13 protein-coding genes are annotated in these 20,010 nt (G+C 72.6%); 7 read left to right on the top strand and 6 right to left on the bottom strand.

All coding sequences use genetic code 11. The features are described from left to right. The first annotated feature begins 205 nt into the window (after nucleotides 1-205). Nucleotides 206-1,444, top strand: coding sequence for a hypothetical protein (locus tag FHR36_RS12340; RefSeq protein WP_253796373.1), 1,239 nt, complete (start codon nucleotides 206-208; stop codon nucleotides 1,442-1,444). Nucleotides 1,445-1,548: 104 nt separating this feature from the next. Here FHR36_RS12340 and manA read toward each other — a convergent pair whose 3' ends face one another. The 6 genes from manA to FHR36_RS12310 form a co-directional block, all read right to left on the bottom strand. Beyond that, nucleotides 1,549-2,715: a mannose-6-phosphate isomerase, class I gene (gene manA / locus FHR36_RS12335; protein ID WP_253796765.1), complete on the bottom strand. Its 1,167-nt coding sequence runs from the start codon at nucleotides 2,713-2,715 to the stop codon at nucleotides 1,549-1,551. 151 nt (nucleotides 2,716-2,866) lie between these two features. Beyond that, nucleotides 2,867-3,787, bottom strand: a complete 921-nt coding sequence (locus FHR36_RS12330) for an ROK family protein (protein ID WP_253796372.1) — start codon at nucleotides 3,785-3,787, stop codon at nucleotides 2,867-2,869. Nucleotides 3,788-3,789: 2 nt separating this feature from the next. After that, nucleotides 3,790-4,803: a LacI family DNA-binding transcriptional regulator gene (locus FHR36_RS12325; protein ID WP_253796370.1), complete on the bottom strand. Its 1,014-nt coding sequence runs from the start codon at nucleotides 4,801-4,803 to the stop codon at nucleotides 3,790-3,792. Nucleotides 4,804-5,059: 256 nt separating this feature from the next. Beyond that, the gene (locus tag FHR36_RS12320; protein WP_253796369.1) at nucleotides 5,060-7,954 is read right to left on the bottom strand and encodes an ATP-binding protein; all 2,895 of its coding nucleotides are present in this window, start codon (nucleotides 7,952-7,954) and stop codon (nucleotides 5,060-5,062) included. A gap of 83 nt (nucleotides 7,955-8,037) precedes the next feature. After that, nucleotides 8,038-9,297: an ABC transporter substrate-binding protein gene (locus tag FHR36_RS12315; RefSeq protein ID WP_253796367.1), complete on the bottom strand. Its 1,260-nt coding sequence runs from the start codon at nucleotides 9,295-9,297 to the stop codon at nucleotides 8,038-8,040. Nucleotides 9,298-9,472: 175 nt separating this feature from the next. After that, nucleotides 9,473-11,575 (bottom strand): alpha-galactosidase, encoded by a 2,103-nt coding sequence (locus tag FHR36_RS12310; RefSeq protein WP_253796366.1) that lies wholly within the window; start codon nucleotides 11,573-11,575, stop codon nucleotides 9,473-9,475. 172 nt (nucleotides 11,576-11,747) lie between these two features. Here FHR36_RS12310 and FHR36_RS12305 point away from each other — a divergent pair, with 172 nt between their 5' ends. From FHR36_RS12305 to FHR36_RS12280, 6 genes are all read left to right on the top strand, one after another. Further along, nucleotides 11,748-12,908 carry an ROK family protein gene (locus FHR36_RS12305; protein WP_253796365.1) on the top strand — a complete coding sequence of 387 codons (1,161 nt, stop codon included), beginning with the start codon at nucleotides 11,748-11,750 and terminating at the stop codon, nucleotides 12,906-12,908. A gap of 100 nt (nucleotides 12,909-13,008) precedes the next feature. Beyond that, nucleotides 13,009-14,280, top strand: a complete 1,272-nt coding sequence (locus FHR36_RS12300; RefSeq protein ID WP_253796362.1) for an ABC transporter substrate-binding protein — start codon at nucleotides 13,009-13,011, stop codon at nucleotides 14,278-14,280. Next, a complete protein-coding gene (locus tag FHR36_RS12295) occupies nucleotides 14,280-15,275 on the top strand; it encodes a carbohydrate ABC transporter permease (RefSeq protein ID WP_253796359.1) in 996 nt (331 codons plus the stop codon). Before FHR36_RS12300 ends, FHR36_RS12295 begins: the two co-directional genes overlap by 1 nt. A gap of 5 nt (nucleotides 15,276-15,280) precedes the next feature. Next, on the top strand, nucleotides 15,281-16,117 hold the full coding sequence (locus FHR36_RS12290; protein ID WP_253796358.1) for a carbohydrate ABC transporter permease: 837 nt from the start codon (nucleotides 15,281-15,283) through the stop codon (nucleotides 16,115-16,117). 113 nt (nucleotides 16,118-16,230) lie between these two features. Then, a complete protein-coding gene (locus FHR36_RS12285) occupies nucleotides 16,231-18,210 on the top strand; it encodes a glycoside hydrolase family 5 protein (protein ID WP_253796357.1) in 1,980 nt (659 codons plus the stop codon). Between the two features lie 33 nt (nucleotides 18,211-18,243). Beyond that, on the top strand, nucleotides 18,244-19,989 hold the full coding sequence (locus FHR36_RS12280; RefSeq protein WP_253796356.1) for a glycoside hydrolase family 35 protein: 1,746 nt from the start codon (nucleotides 18,244-18,246) through the stop codon (nucleotides 19,987-19,989). Nucleotides 19,990-20,010 lie beyond the last annotated feature (21 nt).

The following is a 20,010-nucleotide window of genomic DNA, read 5'->3' as shown; positions in this document are numbered from 1 at the left end:
CGTAGGCGGCGGACCGGTCCACGGATGGCAACCCTGATGGTTCGCCTCCGATGATGTGGCGGCGGTGCAACGCGGAGGACGGCCGATTGTCTGCCCCTCCCGCTCGAAGGCCGGTCCCGTCCGCGAAGTGATGCTCCGCCGGCCCGTCCGTCAGGTACGACGCGCCGTCCCAATCCACCCCCCACCCGAAGTGGATCCCACCGTCATGTCGACAACCAGAAAGACCGCGTCCGCCCTCGCAGCCACCTCGCTGCTCGTACTCTGCGGCCTGGGCGCGGCCCCCTCGGCGAGCGCGGCCGACGCCGGCGGATCGACCCCGCCCGCCGCGCCCGTCGTCACCGACGCCGGCGGCGCCCGGCTGACCTCGTACGACCCGGCGACCGGCCAGGCCGTGGTCGCCACCGGCGGCTCCGGCTCGGCGGCCGGTGCCGTCAAGGTCGGCCAGGTGATCGACAGCCTGCCCTCCGCGGTGGCGCCGAAGGGCGCGCTGCTCATGGTCACCGGCGTGCAGAAGGCCACCGACGGCCAGGTCGCCGTCAGCACGCGCCCGGCCGCCGTCAACGAACTGCTGGGTGCCAACACCGCCTCCCTGCACACCGAGGTGGCGCCCTCCAGCATCGCCGTCACCCCGCAGCTGCCGGGGCTCAAGGTGACCTACAAGCCGCGGATCGACGGTGCGTCGGGCTCGGCCTCGGCCGGACTGGAGCTGAACGCCGACACCGACCTCGACCTGCCGGACGGCACGTCGGCCGCCTTCTCCGGCTCCATGGAGCTGGACGCGGGCGTCGACTTCGACTACACGGGCACCGCCTTCGACCTGAAGCAAGCCCGGGTGGGCTTCACCACCGACGCCAGGGCCGACTGGCACGTCCAGGGCACCTTCAAGGGCAGCACCGGCGACATCAAGATCCCGATCGCGAGCCTCAACGCCGCGCCGGTGGTCTGGGCGGGCCCGATCCCGGTCGTCGTCAACGTCGACCTCACGCTCTACGCCCACATCTCGGCCAACGGCACCGTCACCGTCGACACCGAGGACAGCTACGACGGCTCCTGGGGCGTGCACGCCGACTACACCAAGCAGGGCGGCTGGACCAAGAGCACCGACAGCGGCTCCACCACGCACGACCCGGCCACCGGAACCGTCTCCGGCAAGGGCGACATCCACACCGGCCTCCTCACCGAGGGCACCATCGCGCTCTACAACAGCCTGGGCGTGAAGGTCGGGGTCGAGCCCTACCTGCGCACGGTCATCTCCGGCCGCGCCGTCCTCGACTACGACGGCACCGTGGAGAGCCTCCGCGGGTCGGTCGACATGTACGGCGGCCTGAACATCGGCGGCTCGCTGCTGGCCCGCCTGAAGATCATGGGCGCCACCCTGTTCGAGCGCGACCTCCCGTTCACCATCTACAACCGGGAACAGCGGCTGCTGCACGCCACCCGGTAAGGCGGCCGGGCGGCCGGGCAGGATTGACCCGACGGCTTGAAACGGCGCGGACCGCCTCAGCGGCGGTCCGCGCCTTCGGTTTCCCGCCCACGACCTGCACTGAATCAGGTGTGCGCGCCGTGGAAGCCAGGGGTCGCGTGGTAGGCGACGCCGGAGCCGGTCAGTTCGACGGGGCCGCCCCGGTGGGGAAGGAAGACGGAGAGGCCGGGGGTCAAGGTGGTGGCGTCGGCGTCCCTTCGTACGGTGATCTCGTCGCCGAGGCAGAGCAGCACGCCGGGGCCGGGCCGGTGGAGCGTGATCGGCCGCTGCGGGCGGACCTGGTAGCGGCTGAGGCGGAACTGCGGGGCGGGGGCGGGGTAGGTCTCGCCGTGGTTCGCGGTGGGAGCGGGGTGGATGCGCCCCGGTGGGGTCGCCCGGAAGTCGGTGATCGTCAGCAGTTCGCCGATGTCGACGTACTTCGAGGTGAGGCCGCCGCGCAGGACGTTGTCGGAGGCGGCCATGATCTCGACGCCGGTGCCGTACAGGTAGGCGTGGAGGGTGCGGCCGGGGAGGTGGAGGGCCTCGCCGGGCCGCAGTTCCACCAGGTTGAGCAGCATCGAGGTGATGACGCCGGTGTCGTGCGGGTAGGCCCGGGCGAGGGCGGCCGTCCAGGCGGCGCGCGGGCCGGTGCGGGTGGTGCAGGCGGCGAGGACCTGGGCGACCAGACCGGCCCGTTCGGCTTCCGGCCAGTTCAGCAGGGTGGTGACCGCGCCGCGGAGGTCGCCGGTTCGCAGGTACTGGACCACGCCGTGGAGGGCGTCGATGTGCAGGGAGCCGAGCAGGGCGGCCGACTGCGCCGGGTCGGCGAAGCCGCACAGGGCGGTGAACGGCGTCAGCGCGCAGATCAACTCGGGTTTGGGCTGGTCGTCGTGGTAGGAGCGGTGCGGGTCGTCGGGCGCGACGCCGGCGGCCTGCTCGGCCGCGAATCCGGCGGCGGCCTGTGCGGCGTCGGGGTGGACCTGGAGAGACAGCGGGCGTTCGACCGCGAGGAGCTTGAGCAGGAAGGGCAGCCGGTCCAGGTCGGGGCCGAGCGTTCCGGTCGGATCGGAGCCGATGAGGTCGAGGAGGGTGGTGCCGCCTCCGCCGTCGATGAGGGAGGGCGCGGTGGGGTGGGCGCCGATCCAGAGTTCGGCCTCGGGCTCGGCGGTGGGTGCGGGGCGGCCTTGGAGTTCGGCGAGGGTGGTGCGGGATCCCCAGGCGTAGTCGCGGATGGGGTTGTGGAGGCGAAACAGCGTCATGGGCGCTTCCAGGGAGGGCGAGCAGGCCCGCGCGGCCGGTTCTGGGGCGGCCTGGCGCGGGAAGGGGCGGTTGCCGTTCGGGCGGGCCGGGGACGGCGGGCAGGCGAGCGCCGTTGCTCGGGATGCCGGTGGTGGGACCGGTGGATCAGGGGAGCATCGCGTGGCGGGCGGCGCCGATCAGCCCGGAGCGGCGCCCGAGGGCGGCGCGGACCACGGTGAGCCTGCGGACGGCGGCGCAGTCGTGCTGGGCGAGTGCCTCCCGCAGGGGACCGAGCAGCACCTCGCCCGCGGCGGAGACGCCGCCCGCGATGACGACGCGGTCGAGGTCGAGCAGGATCGTGCTGGTGGCGATGGCGCCGGCGAGGAAGTCGGCACCCCGGCGGAACGCCGCGAGGGCGACGGCCTCACCGTCGGCGGCGGCTTCGGCGAGTCCGGGCGTGGTGTCGCCGGCCCAGCCGTTGGCGCGGGCCCAGCGGAGCATGGCCGGCCCGCTGGCTCCGGTCTCCACGCAGCCGATCCGGCCGCAGGCGCAGCGCTCGCCCGCCGGGTCGGCGGTGATGTGGCCGATGAATCCCGCGTTGCCCGCGGCGCCGGCGATCGGCCGTCCGTCCATGACGAGGCCGCCGCCGATGCCGGTGGAGACGACGATTCCCAGCAGCGCGCTGCTGCCCTGTCCGGCGCCGAGCCAGTGTTCGCCGAGCGCCGCGGCGGTGGAGTCGTGGATCAGCCGCGGCTGCGGTCCGCCGATGGCCCCGGCGACGGCGCCGACGACGTCGAAGTCGCGCCAGGCCGGGATGTTGACCGGGCTGATGGTGCCCTGGGCGATGTCGATCGGGCCGGCGGAGGCGATGCCGACTCCGGCCGGCCCTTCGGCGACGTCGGCGGCGGAGGTGACCTGTTCGACCAGTGCCACCAGGGCGCGGCCGGCGAGCCGCTCCTGGTCGGGGCCTGCGGAGGGGGTGGGCACCTCGTGGTGGTGCAGCACCTGGCCGGTGCCGGTCACGACGGCTGCGGCGAGCTTGGTGCCGCCGATGTCGACGGCGAGGTAGTGGTCGAGTGGAGCCATGGTCAGCTTCCTTGTGCGTAGGGCCCGGGGATCTCGCCGGAACCGCGCGGGATCAGGGTGGTGGGCATGACGACGGTGCGGGGCGGGGAGGTGTCCCCGTGGATGCGGGCGAAGAGCAGGTGGGCCGCGGTCGTGCCGATCGCGACCGGATCCTGGGCGATGACCGTCACCGGAGGCGTCATCCGCGCGGCGAGGGCGAAGTCGTCGAAGCCGATGAACGCGATGTCCGGTGGCAGTACCGCCAGGGCGCCGATGGCGACGACGACGTTGCCGGCCAGGAGGGCGGTGGGGGGTTCGGGTGCTGCGAGGAGCTCGGTGACGGCGGTGGCCGCCTCGGGGCCGGAGCGCAGCCCGTGCCGGACGAGCGCCGGGTCGGCGTCGATACCGGCGGCCTCCAGCGCGGCGAGGTACCCCCGGTGGCGCTCGCCGACCGTCCAGATCTCCTGGCGGTCGCCGAGGTATCCGATCCGCCGGTGGCCGTTGGCGATCAGCCGCTGGACGGCGTCCCGTACGGCGTCGAAGTTGTCGACGACCACGGTGTCCACGTCCAGTCCGGGAGCGGCACGGTCCACGCAGACGACCTTGGTGCCCTGCTCGATCGTGGACCGCAGGAAGCGGTGGCTGCCGACCACGGGGGTGAGGACCATGCCGTCGACGCGGCGGGCGGTGAAGGCGGCCACGACCTCGCGTTCCCGCCGGAGGTCGTCGCGGCTGGACCCGATGAGGACCACGCTCCCGTGCTGGCGGGCGACGTCCTCGGCGGCCGAGGCGATGGCGGCCATGAACGGGTCGGCGACATGGTCCACCATCAGGCCGATGGTCTGGCTGAGCTGGTTGGTGCGGCGCAGCTGGCGCGCCACGTCGTCCCGGTGGTAGCCGAGCTTGCGGACGGCCTCCTCCACCCGGGCGGCGGTCGCCGGGGCGACCCCGGGGTCGCCGTTGACGACCCGGGAGACCGTCATCACGCCGACACCCGCCTCGGCGGCGACGTCCTTCATCGTGGGCCGGGTGGCCATGGTGGTGCCAACCCCCTTCGTCGTCCTCGCGGGCCGAGTGGCGCGTTCGGTAACGTTACCAAGAGGGCAGATGTGCGGCCACCCACTCAGGGGCGCGAGGAACTGCGCGACCAGCCGTGCAACCACGTGCTGCCGGGCTGGTCGCGCAGTTCCTCGCACCCCCGGGGTTGGCCGTACCTGCAGCGTCATGCTGGGAGGCAGCTCCTCTTTCGGTCGCCGGATGGTATCGATACCAGGGCCACGGCTCGGACGGTGATCAGGTGCTGGGCGGGGTGGTTCCGATGGCACTCCGGGTGGTGTCCAGTTTCTTGAGGACCTTGGCGACGTGCTGCTCCACGGTCCGGGGCGAGAGGAAGAGCGCGTCGGCGATCTCCTGGTTGGTGGCGTGCTGGGCGAGGAGTGCCGCGACCTCGCGTTCCCGCGGGGAGAGCTGGTCACCGTAGCCGCGTCGGCCGGTGGCCGCAGGCCGGGCGAGGCCAAGCTGCTGCTGCATTCGGCGGGTCCGGGCGAGGTCCGCGGTGGCCTGGAGCGCGGCGTAGCCGTCGACGGCTGCGGCGAGTGGCTCGGCGGCCCGCTCTGGGCAGGTGCGGGCGATGGCGCGGGCCTGGAGTTCGGCCGCGCGGGCCGCCTGGTGGGGGCGGCCCATCTCCTGCCAGATCCGGCGGGCGGCCGCGAAGTGCTCGGCGGCCGCGTCGGGGGCCGCGAGTTCCCGCAGCAGGCCCTGGGCCAGGCGCAGTTCGGCGGTGGCCGCGGGCGCGTCCCGGCCGGCCAGGCTCCGCTCGACCTCGTCGACCAGCCGCCGGGCCGCCTCCGGTTCGCCGTGCAGCAGCGCCGACTCGACGGCGACGGGGACCAGTCCGCCGGCCTTCGGCCAGGCCTCGGCGCGGCGGACCTCGGCGAGGGCCGGGTCGGCGACGGCCCGGGCCCGGTCGGCGGCGCCGCGGGCGAGTTCGAGGCCGGCCAGTCCGGCCGCCGCCCGGGTGGCCACGCTCAGGGTGTGCCGGTACCGGCCGGCCTCGGCGGCCCGGGCGAAGTACTCGACCGCGCGGGCGCGCCGACCGTGTGCGGCGGCGTGGACGCCGCGGAACAGCGCGTCCTCGGCCCGGGCGAGGGCGGCGGCCGGCTGGTGGTCCACGACGGCGGCATATCGCTCGCAGAGGCCGTCCCAGCGGCCGGCCAGCGCGTCCAGGCGGAGCAGGCCGACCTCCGCGTAGGACTCGACGACGGGGTAGGAGGCGGTCTTCGCCAGCTGGATCGCCTCGGCGTGCAGATCGGCGGCGCGCCGGTCGTGGCCGAGCTCGGTCGCGGCGTCGGCGGCATTGTGCAGGGCCCGCGCGGTCTGCTGGAGGACGGCGAGGTCTGCGGCCTGCCGGGGAAGTCGCGCCAGCGTGGCCCACACGGACGGGTCCGCCTGCCAGGCCCGCAGCGTCAGCGCGGTGGCCCGGACGGCGGCGGCCTCGGCGCCGTCCGGCGTGTCGCGGACGGCCCGCTCGGCCCGCTCCAGCCGGCCGCGACGGACGGCCGGATCGGTCCGCTCGTCGACAGCCAGCGCGATCATGGCCCGCGCGGCCCGCGCCGGCCGGTCGGCCAGCTCCTCGACGGCCGTCGCGAGGTCGCGGGACCCGGCCGCCACCCCGGCGCGGTTCGCCTCGAACAGGCCGAGCCCCAGCCGGATCTCGCCCCTGACCTCGGTGGGGAGCCGGGGATCGGCCAGGATCTGCCGCAGCAGCGCGAGGTCGGGCTCGTGGGCGGTGCCGCAGGCGGTGAGCCTCGCCAGCGCCGTCGCGGCGTGCGAGCGGAGCGCGGGATCGGTCTCCGGCCGCCTCAGGATCCGGCGCAGCTGCGGCGCGGCGGCCTCGAGGTCGCCGGTGGCGACGGCGTGGTCGACCGCCTCGCGGGCGCGCAGCAGCCAGCTCTGCCGGTCGCCGAGCGCCAGCTGGTGCCGGGCGAGCTGGGCCGACGGCGCGGATCCGAGGCGCTCCAGCTCGGCGACGGCGCGGGCGTGCATGCGGGACCGCCGCGGGCCGGGGATGCGGTGGTAGACGACCTGCCGGGCGAGGTGGCGCCGGAAGGCGTACTGCTGGTTGCCGGACTCGTGCAGGAGCGAGGCCTGGAGCGCCTCGACGAGGCCCTCGGCACCGGGCTCGGGATCGAGCCCGGCCACCGCGCTGACCAGCGCCTCGGGTGCCGGGACCGCCAGCACCGCGGCCGCTGAGACGATCGCCCGGCCGGCCGGCGACAGCCCGGAGCACCGTTCGACGACGGCCTCGATCAGGCCCCGCGGGACACCGGCCTCCCGGAGCCGGGCGGAGGCCTCCGGCCCGGTGAGCGGGCCGTCCGGGAGGTCCCGAAGGGTGATCAGATCCTCCTCGACGACCACCGCCAGCCCCTCGCTGCGCTCGTACAGCAGCGCGCTCAGGGCCGGGGTGGCGGGGTGGCCGAGTGCGGCGGTGGCGAGTTCCCGTACGTCGGCCCTGGTGAGCGGGCCGAGGCGGAGGGTCGTTCCGCCGGTGCCGGGCTGGTGGCGGTAGGCGGTGCCGAGGACCGGGGTGTTCGGCGGCAGGTCCTCGGCGCGGTAGCTGATCACCAGCGCGAGCCGTTCGGGCAGGTCGCGGGCGAGCTGGAGGAGCAGGTCCCGGCTGCACCCGTCGATCCAGTGCGCGTCCTCGACGACGAGGACCGCCGATCCGAGCGCGGTCAGGTAGGAGCGGACGGACTGGAGCAGTTCGCGGCGTTCGGCCCAGGCGTCCTGCCCGGACCGGGCGCTCTGCGCGGACGGGGGCGCGGGCGGCCACAGGTGCGCGAGGTCGGGCAGCAGCCGGGCGAGGGCGCCGGTGGCCGGCGGGAGGAAGGTCGCGGGCGGCCCGGGGGCGGACTTGTGCAGGGCGTCCACCACCGGGCCGTAGGGCGGCGGTTCGCGCAGCGGGTGGCAGAAGCCGGTCAGTACCGGGCGGCCCTCGTCGCGGAGCACGGCGGTCGCCTCGCTGAGCAGACGGGACTTGCCGATGCCCGCCTCGCCCTCGACCAGCACCACCGCGGGGGGATGCCGCAGGGCGGAGAGGAGCAGGTCGAGCTCTCTTCGACGGCCGACGAACCGGATGGCTCCCGGTCGACCTGCGGGGTGGGCGTACGCGCCCGGCACTGCGATCACCTGACCTGTTGTCGTCCGACGCTGGCTCCGGCCCCCGGACCGTCCGTCGCAGCCCGGTCGGCGCGACGTCGGCGGGGCGGCGGTCAGCCCTGTTGGCGGTCGAGGTCGGTCTGGCATGAGGCCGAGGCTCTCGACAGCTCTCCGGCCGGGTCGGAGCCGGCTGCGATGGCGGTGAGGGCGGTGTCGAAGGCCGTCCCGCCGGCGTTCCAGATGTTGGGGAAGGACCGGCCGTAGCGTCGGGCGAGGTCGACGGTGTTGTCGGCGGCGGCGTTCCTGACCAGCTGCACGGTGGTGGCGGCCACGGTGGAGCGGGCGGGGACGTGGAAGCCGTAGCTGACGGAGAAGTCCTTCTGGATGGCGCTCTGCTGCAGCCACAGCCACGCGGCGTACTTCTTGGCCTCCTCCAGGTGGGCGCTCTTGGCGTTGACGAGCTGGTACCAGCCGCCGACGCGAGTGACGGGCGCGCCGGAGGTGCCGAAGGCGGGCCAGGGGAGGACGCCGTAGTCGTCCTCGAGCTGCTTGTCGATGGCGGGCATCGCCCACAGGCCGCACCACTGCATGGCGACGGCGCCCTGGATGAAGGGAGCCGGATCCTGCCAGTCGCTGGGAAGGTCCTTCAGCAGCACCTTGGACTCGGTCAGGCGGCGCAGGCCCGCGAGGGCCTGGGCGGCCTCGGGGGTGTTGAAGGCGACCCGGTTGCCCTGGACGAGTTCCTGGCCGGCGGACCACAGCAGCAGGTAGCCGGCGTCGCCGATGCCGTTGGCGCCGATGTACAGGCCCTTGCGGTCGTTGCCGGTCAGCACCTTCGCGGCGTGGACCAGTTCGTCGAAGGTGGTCGGCGGGTTGACGCGGGCCTTGGCGAGGGCGCTCTTGCGGTAGTAGAGCATCATGATGTCGTCGACCATCTTGATGCCGTAGATCCGGTTGTTCACGGTGGCGACGTCGAGCGTGCTGCGGCTGAACTCCACCTGGTAGTCCCGGATGACGTCGTCGAGCGGGGCGACGCGCCCGTCGAGGACGAGCCGGCGGCGGAAGTCGGCGAACTCGAACAGGTCGGGCCCGCGATCCGCCTCCAGCATGGAGGTGACGTGGGCCTCGTACTCGTTCGTCACCCAGGTGATGTTGATGGCCACCTTCGGGTGGGCCTTGGTGTACGCGGCGGCGTAGCGCTTGACCGCCTCCTTCGTGCCCGCCTCGCCGTAGGCGTGGTACCACTGCTGCAGCGTGATCTCGGGGCCGGAGGTGAACGGACTGCAGCCCGTCACCGCCGCGCCGGCCACGAAGAGCATCGAGGTGGCCGCGAGGAACCCTCGCCGGCTCGTGTCAGGGACGACAGGGCTCATGGGGATGCCTCGATTCTGGCCCCGGCCTGCCGGGCCGAGGTTCGGGGTCACGGGGTGGTCTGCGCCGCGAGGGAGGGGACGGGCCGTCCGGTGGTGGTCGAGCGGCGCGGGTGGAGGACCGGGTCGGCCGGGAGGCCCGGGGCAGCCGGTACGCCGTCCCGGCCGACCCGGTCGGTCAGTCGACCCGGCGCAGCCGGATCAGGCGGCTGGCGTGGTCGCCGGCGGGCAGCCGCAGCTCGATGCCGCGGTGTCGCAGCTGGGCGCCGCCGTACTCCTCGCCGGTGTCCAGGTCGCGGTAGCGGGCCCGGGAGTCCAGGGCGGGCAGGCGCAGCGGGGCGGGCTGGTGGCCGAAGCGGGTGGTCGGTCGGAAGGCGAGTACGGCGTGCTCGGCGCCGTCCGCGGCCGCGTAGTGGACGGCCGTGACGCCGCCGCTCCCGGTGAGGCGGTGCTGCTCGCCGCGCTGGACCAGGGGGCGGATCTCCTTGTAGCGGGCGACCAGTTCGGCCGCCTCGGTCAGCTCCTCCTCGGTCCAGTGGGTGAGGTCGCCGCCGAGGCCGAGCGCGCCGGCCATGGAGACGTGGAAGCGGAAGCGGAGCGGGGTGGTACGGCCGGTGGTGACGTTGGGGCTGTCGGTGACCCAGGCGGCCATGGCCTGGGCGGGCAGCAGCTGGCTGAAGCCGTGCTGGATGGAGATCCGGTCGACCGGGTCGGTGTTGTCGGAGGTCCAGGCCTGGTCGGTACGGGCCAGCACGCCGAGGTCGACCCGGGCGCCGCCGCCGGCGCAGGCCTCGATCCGCAGGCCGGGGTGGTCGGCGCGGAGCCGGTCCATGATCCGGTGGACGGCGCGGGTGTGGTCGATCCACAGGCGGTCGGGGTCCGGGTGGCCGGGCCGGCCGGCCTCGGTGACGGGGCGGTTGGCGTCCCACTTGATCCAGTCCACGCCGTTCTCGGCGACCAGCCGGTCGAGGGTGGCGTGGGCCCAGGCCTCGACCTCGGGGAGGGCGAAGTTCAGCATGAGCTGGTTGCGCAGTTCGGTGGCGTCCCGGGTGGGGGTGTGGACGACCCAGTCGGGGTGGGCGCGGTAGAGGTCGCTGTCGCGGTTGACCATCTCGGGCTCGACCCAGAGCCCGAAGTCCATGCCCAGGCGGTGGACCTCGTCGGCGAGCGGCCGCAGCCCGTCGGGGAAGGCGGCCGGGCGGGGCGTCCAGTCGCCGAGGCCGGCCAGGTCGCTGGTGCGGGCGCCGAACCAGCCGTCGTCCAGCACGAAGAGTTCCACGCCGAGGCCCGCCGCGAGCTTCGCCAGCCGGCGCTGGCCCGCCTCGTCGACGGCGAAGCCGGTGGCCTCCCAGGAGTTGTAGAGGACCGGCCGGTCTCTTTCGGGCTCCGGCAGCACCTGGGAGCGGACGTGGGCGTGCCAGGCGCGGCTGGCGCCGCCGAAGCCGTCGGCGCTGTAGAGGCCGGAGAAGACGGGGGTGTGCAGGGTCTCGCCGGGGGCGAGCCGCCAGCTGAGGCCCTCGTGTCCGAAGCCGCCGGTCCAGGTGGTGCGGCCGACCGGGTCGCGGTGCACGGTGATCCGCCAACTGCCGCTCCAGGCCAGGGCGGTGCTCCACACCTCGCCGTACTCCTCGTCGGCGGTGCCGTCGTCGAGGGCCAGCCAGGGGCTCGCGTGGTGGCCGGTGAGGCCGCGGCGGCTGGTGAGGGTGGTCTCGGCGACCGGGAGGCGGTCGCGCTGCAGCTGGAACTCGCTGTTCCAGCCGCCGACCAGGTGGCTGAGCCGGTAGTCGGCGAGGCGCGGCAGCGTCCAGGAGGCCGAGTCGAGGCGGTGGACGGTGATCGGCGCGTCCTCGCCGGTGTGGGTGAGTTCGGTCCAGCGCTCGATGACGTCGCTGTCGGGGCGGACCCGGTAGCAGAGGTCGGCGGCGAGCGGGTAGCGGCGGTCGGCGAGGCGCAGGCGCAGTTCGCCGCCGGTGATGCGGGGGCCGAGGAAGTCCCACTGGGCGCCGATCGTGCCGTCCGCGAAGCGGACCTGCAGGCCGGCCGGGCCGAAGCGGGCGCCGGTCTGCGGGGCGAGTTCGTCGGCGGCGGCCTCGGCCTCGAAGCTGCTGTCGGCGGGAGAGTGGGGGGCGGTGAGCGCGGCGGGGTCGAGGACCGGCCCCCAGTGCAGGTGGCGCGGACTGCCGTCGGCGCCGATGCGGATCGCGTAGACGCTGTTCGGAGTGCGCAGGACGGCGAGTCCGAGGGCGGGGTCGAAGCTGACGGCAGGGGTGGCGGCAGGCACGAGTGGTATCCCGGGAGGTCAGGGGGTGGCGGACCGGGGGCCGGGGCGCGAAGGCTGCCGTCCGGCGGGGTCCGGGTGTGCATGACGGGCATGGAAGTGTCCTGAGAGTAGGCTGGGAGCCTGCTGAAATCAATACTGGACGAAGTTATTTATTTGGCTGTAGGTTGCAGCCGTGTTTCCGAACCATGCACAGCCGCTGGTCACCGCACCGGCCGAGACTGCCATCCTTGCCCTGCTGCTGACCGAGGGTCCGCTCAGCCGGGTGGAGCTGGCGCGTCGCACCGGACTGTCGTCCACCGCGATCACCAAGTCCGCACGGCCGCTGATCGACGACGGCTACCTGCACGAACTCCCCCCGGAGCGTACCGCCCCGGGGGCCGGCCGTCCGGTGAATCCGCTGGCGGTCACGGTCGACCGGGAGTTCTTCGTCGGGGTCAAGATCAGTGCCGACGCCCTGTTCGTCACGGTCTGCGACCTGCGGGCGGGCATGCGGGCCACCGCCGGTCGTTCCCTCGGGGAGGACCGGAGCCCGGAGGCCGTCTGCGGGCTGCTGTGCGAACTCGTCGGGATCGTCCTGGACGCCGACCCGGCGTTCCGGGAACGCACCCGCCACCTGGGGATCGCGGTCTCCGGCGACGTCGACCGCGCCGCCGGCCGGGTCCGCTACTCCGTCCTCCCGGGCTGGCGGGACGTCCCGCTCGCCGAGGCGGTGGCGAAGGCGACCGGCCTGAACGTCACCGTCGAGAACGACGTCAAGGCGCTCACCGTCGCCGAGCACTGGTTCGGCGAGGGCATCGGCACCGAGTACTTCGCGCTGGTCACCATCGGCGCGGGCATCGGCTCCGGACTGGTCGTCAACGGCCAGCTGATCACGGGCGCCTACGGCGTCGCCGGCGAGATGGGCCACCTCTCCATCGACCCTGCCGGACCGGTCTGCCACTGCGGCCAGACCGGCTGCGTGGAGGCGATCGCCTCCAGCGACGCCATCCGCGACGCGGTCCGCGACGCCACCGGCGACGAGGACCTCGACTTCGACGGGGTCGTCCAGCTCGCCCGCAGCGGAAACCCGGCCGCCCGCGACGCCTTCGCCCGGGCCGGCCGGGCGATCGGCACCGGCATCGCCATCCTGGTCAATCTGCTCGGTCCGGAGCGGGTCGTCGTGACCGGAGAGGGTCTCGACACCTACGACCTTTTCGGAGTACACATCAAGGACGCCTACGCCGCCCACTGCTTCAAAGCCGCGGCGAAGTGCCCACTGACCCTGCGCCCGCTCCCCTGGGAGGAATGGGCCAGAGGAGCCGCGATCCTGGGCATCCAGGCGCTCTTCCCGTAGCACGCGGCACGCCTCGGTCGGTGTCCGTCATTGCCTGGCAGCAACTGACGGCGGACACCGACCGGACCGATACACCCACCCCACCCCTCAAGGATGCGACATGAGTGCACACAGACCGCAGCTTAGCCGACGCGGATTCCTCGGCGGTTCCCTGCTCTTCGTCGCCGGCGCGGCGGTCGGCTGCAGCACCAGCCCCACCGGCGGTGACTCCTCCGGAGCGAAGACCACCCTGAACGTCTGGTCCCACGCCTACGGCGAGGCCGGCACCCAGCAGGCTCTCACCCGGTACGCCGAGGCCTTCACCAAGGCCAACCCGGACATCGCGGTCAAGGTCACCTGGACCCCCGGCGACTACGGCGCCAAGCTCAACTCCGCCCTGCTCACCGACGGCGCGCCGGACGTCTTCGAGATCGGCGACTTCAGCCAGGCCATGGCCCGGCGCGGCCAGCTCGCTGCCCTCGACGACGTGTACGGCAGCGCGAAGTCCGACTTCAGCCAGGGCAACCTCGACTACATGACGGTCGACGGCAAGCTCTACGGCGTCAAGATGATCGACGACGTCATGATGCTCTACTACCGCAAGAGCGCCCTCGCCAAGGCGGGCATCAACCCGCCCACCACCTTCGACGAGCTCGCCGCCGCCGCCAAGGCCCTGACCACCAAGAACACCAAGGGTCTGTTCGTCGGTAACGACGGCCTCGGCGACACCCCGGCCCTCGCCGTCCTCTCCAACGGCGGCGACCTGGTCACCAACGGCAAGGTCGTCTTCGACTCCCCGCAGGCCGCCGAGGCGGTGGCCGCCCTCAAGCGGCTGGCCGACGACCAGTCCCTGCTGCTCGGCTTCACCACCGACTGGTGGGACCCGTCCGCCCTCATCCAGAACGTCGTGCCGATGCAGTGGTGCGGCCTGTGGGCGATGCCCGCGATCAAGACCGCGCTGGGCGACGACTTCGGCGTCCTGCCCTGGCCGGCGTTCAAGGCCGGCGGCAGCCCGGTGCTGCGCGTCGGCGGCTGGACGGCCTGCGTCAACGCCAAGGGCAAGCACGTGGACGCGGCGAAGAAGTTCGTCCAGTGGCTCTGGGTCGACCAGACCGACCTGCAGAAGGACTGGTCGGAGAGCTACGGCTTCCACGTCCCGCCGCGCGCCTCGGTCGCGGCCGCCGCGGACAAGCTCGCCCAGGGCGCGGCCAAGGAGACCGTCGAGCTCGCCGCCAAGTACGGCAAGCACAACCCCAACACCTGGGACAGCGAGGTCTCCACCCCGTTCTCCGCCGCCGCCAAGAAGATCGTCAGCGGGCAGGGCGACGCCGCCCAGCTCCTCTCGGACGCGGCCAAGCAGGCCCAGACCGCCCTGGACAAGCAGCACACCTGATGAACGCACCCACCTCGGACACCACCGAGCGCTCCGAGCGAGCCGGGCGCCCCGCGGCCACGCCGCGGGGCCCCGCCCCGGCCCGCCGCCGCAGGCCCGCCGACCTGCGGACCTGGGGAGCGTTCGCACTGCTCACCGCCCCGATGCTGATCGGGCTCGGGATCTTCAAGTACGTCGCCATCGGCTGGAGCTTCCTGCTCAGCCTCAGCAACGCGCACGGCACCATCGCGCTCGGCCAGTGGGTCGGTCTGGACAACTACCGGCAACTGCTCTCCGACGACACGTTCCGCAGCTCGCTCGGAAAGATCCTGCTGTTCACCGTGTTCATCGTGCCGGTGACCTTCGTCGTCTCGCTCGGCCTGGCGCTGTTGGTCAACCGCGTCCGACGCGGCCGCGCCGTGGTCCGGACCGCCTTCCTGATCCCCACCGCCGTCTCCTACGTCGCGGCCTCGCTGGTGTGGAAGATGTGCCTGTTCAACGGGCTCCCGGCGGGCATCGCCAACATGGTCGGCGGCTGGTTCGGCATGGACTCCGTCCCCTGGCTGCAGACCACCGACCCGCCGCTGTACTGGATCGTCCTGGTCACCCTGCGGCTGTGGCTGCAGGTCGGCTTCTACATGGTGCTCTTCCTGGCCGGCCTGCAGGCCATCCCCAAGGAGATCGACGAGGCCGCCGCACTCGACGGCGCCACCGGCTTCCGCAAGCTCATGCGGATCACCCTGCCGATGCTGCGCAACACCTCGGTCGCGGTGCTGATGCTCCAGTTCATCGCCGCCTTCCAGGCGTTCGACGAGTTCTACAACCTGTTCAGCAGCGGACTGTCCGGCACCGCCACCGCCCCCGTGCAGACCCCGCTGGTCTACCTCTACAACACCTCGATGGGTAGTCAGAACTACGGACTCGGATCGGCCGGGGCCTTCGTCCTCACCGCGCTGATCGTGGCCGTGACGCTGATCCAGGGCCGGCTCACCGGCTTCGGCAAGGGCGAGGAGTGACGCCGATGACCACCCTGTTCAAGCGCCTGCGCCCCGGTGCCCGCGGCCTGCTGGTCGGCGTGCTGACCGTGCTCTTCCTGACCCCGTTCTACCTGATGCTGCGCAACGCCCTGATGGACACCAAGGGCCTCACCTCGCCCGAGTGGACGTGGTGGCCCGCGCAGATGCACTGGGAGAACTTCACCGCGCTGTTCTCCGACCCGACCCTGCACATGGGCCAGGCCCTCGGCAACTCCCTGCTGATCGCCGGGATCACCGCCCCGCTGTCCACCCTGCTCGCCTCCGCCGCCGGCTACGCCTTCGCCCGCATCCCGGTGCCCGGCCGCGGTGCGCTGCTGGCCCTGGTGATCGCGACGCTGATGATCCCCGGCTCGGTCACCTTCGTGCCCACCTTCGTGGTGGTCGGATCGATGGGCGGCGTGAACACGCTCTGGGGCGTCATCGTCCCCGGCCTGTTCAACCCCTTCGCGGTCCTGCTGTTCCGCAACTTCTACCTGCAGTTCCCGGCCGAGATCGAGGAGGCTGGACGCCTCGACGGCCTCGGCTGGCTCGGCCTCTACCGGCGGATAGCCCTGCCCTCCTCGGGCGCGATGCTCGCCTCGCTCGGGGCGCTCGCCTTCATCGACAGCTGGAACGCCTTCCTGTGGCCGCTGGTCATCGGGCAGGACCCGTCCTCGTGGACCGCCCAGATCGCGCTGTCGACCTTCCTCACCTCGCAGACCATCAACCTGCCCGGCCTGTTCGCCGGCGCTGTGGTCACCATCGCTCCGCTGGTCGCGATGTTCCTGATCGCCCAGCGGTACATCGTCGAAGGCATCGCCACCACCGGCCTCAAGGGCTGACTCAGGGGCCGACTCGACGGCCGACAGATCCTTCGACGTTCCTCCTGGCTCCGGACCCCGCACCGGTCCGGTCGTGCAACACCTCCCCCACCCACGCCCTGGAGGGCAGCACCATGCGATCCACCATGCCCAACCGCTTCCTCAGAGCAGCCGTCACCCGGGCCCTGCCCGCGACGCTGGTTGCGGGAGCCCTGCTGATCGGCGCCGTCCCCGGCCCGGTGGCCGTCGTCTCCCCGGCGGCCGCCGCCGGCAGCGCCCCGGTCGCGCTGACCGGCAAGCAGCTGGCCGCGTCCTGGACCGGCCCGCTCTCCACCCAGGGCCGCTACGTCGTCGACGCCAAGGGCAACCGCTTCAAGCTCAAGGCCGGCAACTGGGACGGCGCGCAGAGCCACTACCTCGGCTCCGGCGACGCCGGCGACCCGGCCAACAACCAGGCCGGCGAGGTCTCCAACAACATCCCGATGGGCCTGGACCGGGTGCCGATCGCCAAGATCCTCGCCGACTTCCACGCCCTGGGCCTGAACACCATCCGCCTGCCGTACGCCGACGAGATGATCGACAACGAGGACACCGTGCCCGACTCGGCGGTGGCGGCCAACCCGCAGCTGCGGGACAAGACCCCGCTGGAGGTCTACGACGCGGTCGTCAAGGCGCTCACCGCCGACGGCTTCGCCGTCGTCCTCAACAACCACACCACCACCTACCACTGGTGCTGCGGCCTGGACGGCAACGAGCGCTGGAACAAGGGCCAGTCCGCCCAGAAGTGGGAGGACGACTGGCTGTTCATGGTGGAGCGCTACAAGGACAACAAGCGCGTGGTCGGCGCCGACCTGCGCAACGAGATCCGCCGCGACGGCACCGACGACCCCAACTGGGACTGGGGCGACGACCACGACGCGTACGCCGCGTACCAGGAGACCGGCAACCGGATCCTCGACAAGGATCCCGACATGCTGATCATCATGGAGGGCATCAACTGGGTCGGCATCCCGTCGGGCATGTTCGCCCACTGGCGCCCGAATCTCGAGCCGGTGCGGAACATGTCCAACACCCTGATGTACTCCAACAAGCTGGTCTACTCCGTCCACTTCTACGGTTTCACCGGCCCCAACCACACCGGCGCCTCCGGCGGTTGGCAGAACGGCGAGACCAACGACCCCCGCTACCGCGACCTCAGCCCCGAGGACCTCGAGAAGGCCGTCAACGACGAGGCCCTGTTCGTCACCGAGTCCGGTCAGCACTTCACCGCGCCGGTGTGGGTCAGCGAGTTCGGCACCGCCGGAATCGGCCAGACCGACGCCAAGGAGAAGGACTGGTTCCGCCGGTTCACCGACATCCTGGTCAAGAACGACACCGACTTCGCGATCTGGCCGCTGGTCGGCTGGGCCAACAGCAGCGGCAAGCCCAACGACAACTGGGCCGCCCTGTCCTACGCCGCGAACGGCAAGCGCACCGGCCTGGAGGACGGCGGCGACTGGCGTGCCGCCGACTGGAACAAGCTCGTCACCGCGGGCGGCAAGACCGGCAAGGTCGCCAAGGCCGAGCGCTGGAACATGATCAACCTCGACCACGGCAACCAGAACGCCTCGTCCTATGTCCGCGCCAACTTCCCGATCAAGACCCCCGGCAACCTCCAGGGCTCCTGCCCGGACGGCGAGCGCCTGATCGGTCTCAGCCGCTACAAGCACCGCGGCCTGTGCACCAACGTCAACGAGCCCGCGATCACCAACGACGACTGGGAGGTCGTCACCGACGCCAAGTACATGACCGACGACTGGGCCCCGGGCTGGGAGAAGGCCCAGTGCCCGGAGGGCACCATGGTGGCCGGCTACAGCATGTGGGACACCGCGTTCACCAGCGTGATGTGCCAGCCCGTGGCCGCGAGCCTCGGAACCAGCAACCGCGTCGTCTGGTTCGACCGTGGTGACAACCCGGCCCCGACCGACAAGCAGGCCAGGAGCGACTGGGCACCCTGGGACGCCAAGGGCCAGTGCGACACCGACGAGTACCTCGCCGGCGTCGCCTTCAACTGGTCGTCGAGCCAGAAGTACCACGACACCCCCGACGCCCTGCTCTGCCGCCCCCTCCACTGACCCCCACCCCCACCTCCTAGGAGCACCAGAGCCATGCCTCGACTGGAGATCGCCGCCGACGGCTTCCGCCTCGACGACCGACCGCTGCGCATCATCTCGGGCGGACTGCACTACTTCCGCGTCCACCCGGAGCAGTGGGCCGACCGGCTCCACAAGGCACGGCTGCTGGGGCTCAACACGGTCGAGACCTACGTCCCGTGGAACCTCCACGCCCCCCGGCCCGGTGAATTCCGGCTGGACGGAGGTCTCGACCTGCCCCGCTTCCTCGACCTGGCCGCCGCCGAAGGACTGCACGTCCTGCTCCGCCCCGGCCCGTACATCTGCGCCGAGTGGGAGGGCGGCGGCCTGCCCTCCTGGCTGCTCGCCGAGGACGGCATCGAGCTGCGCAGCCGCGACCCCCGCTTCCTCGGCGCCGTCGACGACTACCTCGCCGACCTCCTCCCGCCGCTCAAGCCGTACCTGTCCACCAGCGGCGGGCCGATCATCGCCGTCCAGTTGGAGAACGAGTACGGCGCCTACGGCGACGACGCCGGCTACCTCGCCGACCTGGCCGAGCTGCTGCACACCCACGGCGTGGACGTCCCGCTGTTCACCTGCGACCAGCCGTCCGACCTGGCCCGCGGCGGCCTGGACGGCGTCCTGCGCACCGCCAACTTCGGCAGCCGGGTGGACGCCGGGCTCGCCGAGCTGCGCAGGCAGCAGCCGACCGGACCGCTGATGTGCTCCGAGTTCTGGATCGGCTGGTTCGACCGCTGGGGTGCCGTCCACATCACCCGCAGCCCCGCCGACGCCGCCGCCGACCTGGACCGGCTGCTCGCCGCCGGCGCCTCCGTCAACATCTACATGCTGCACGGCGGCACCAACTTCGGCTTCACCAACGGCGCCAACGACAAGGGCACCTACCGGCCCACCGTCACCTCCTACGACTACGACGCGCTGCTCGACGAGGCCGGCGACCCCACCCCCAAGTACGAGGCGTTCCGCGAGGTCATCGCGAAGTACGCGCCCGTCCCCGACGAGCCCCTTCCCGCCCCGGCGGCGAAGCTCGTCCCGACCGACATCGAGCTCGACTCCTGCGCGAGCCTGCTCGACCAGGCGCACCTGTTCGGCCGGGCGGTCATCGCCGACCGCCCGCTGACCATGGAACAGCTCGGCCAGTCCTTCGGCTTCGTGCTGTACGAGGCCGTGCTGCCGGCCGCCGGGCCCGCCGTGCTGCGGATCGACGAGGTCCGCGACCGCGCCCAGGTCTTCGTCGACGGGCAGCCCGTCGGCGTCCTGGAGCGCGAGAACCACGAGCACGCCCTCGCCTTCACCGCCCCCCGGCACGGCGCCCACCTCGCGGTCCTGGTGGAGAACCAGGGCCGGGTCAACTACGGCACCGCCATCCACGACCGCAAGGGACTGCTCGGCCGCGTCACCGTCAACGGCGAGGCCCTCGCCGACTGGACCAGCCGCCCGCTGCCCCTGGACTCCCTCGACGCCCTCGCCTTCATCCCCGCCGCCCCTGTGGTCGGCCCGGCCTTCCACCTGGGCACCTTCACCGTGGACCGGCCCGCCGACGGCTACCTCGCCCTGCCCGGCTGGACCAAGGGCCTGGTGTGGGTCAACGGCTTCCCGCTCGGTCGCTACTGCTCCCGCGGCCCGCAGACCACCCTGTACGTCCCTGCGCCGGTCCTGCGTCCCGGCCGCAACGAGATCACCGTCCTCGAACTCCACGCCTCCGCCACCTCCACCGTCGAGCTGAGGGACCGGCCCGACCTGGGCCCCCGCGACGAGTGACCGGACGAGCACCGTCCCCCG

Source organism: Kitasatospora cinereorecta (genome assembly GCF_024172095.1).
In the GTDB taxonomy this organism is placed as follows: Bacteria; Actinomycetota; Actinomycetes; order Streptomycetales; family Streptomycetaceae; genus Kitasatospora; species Kitasatospora cinereorecta.
This window is presented reverse-complemented; position numbering and strand designations above follow the sequence as displayed.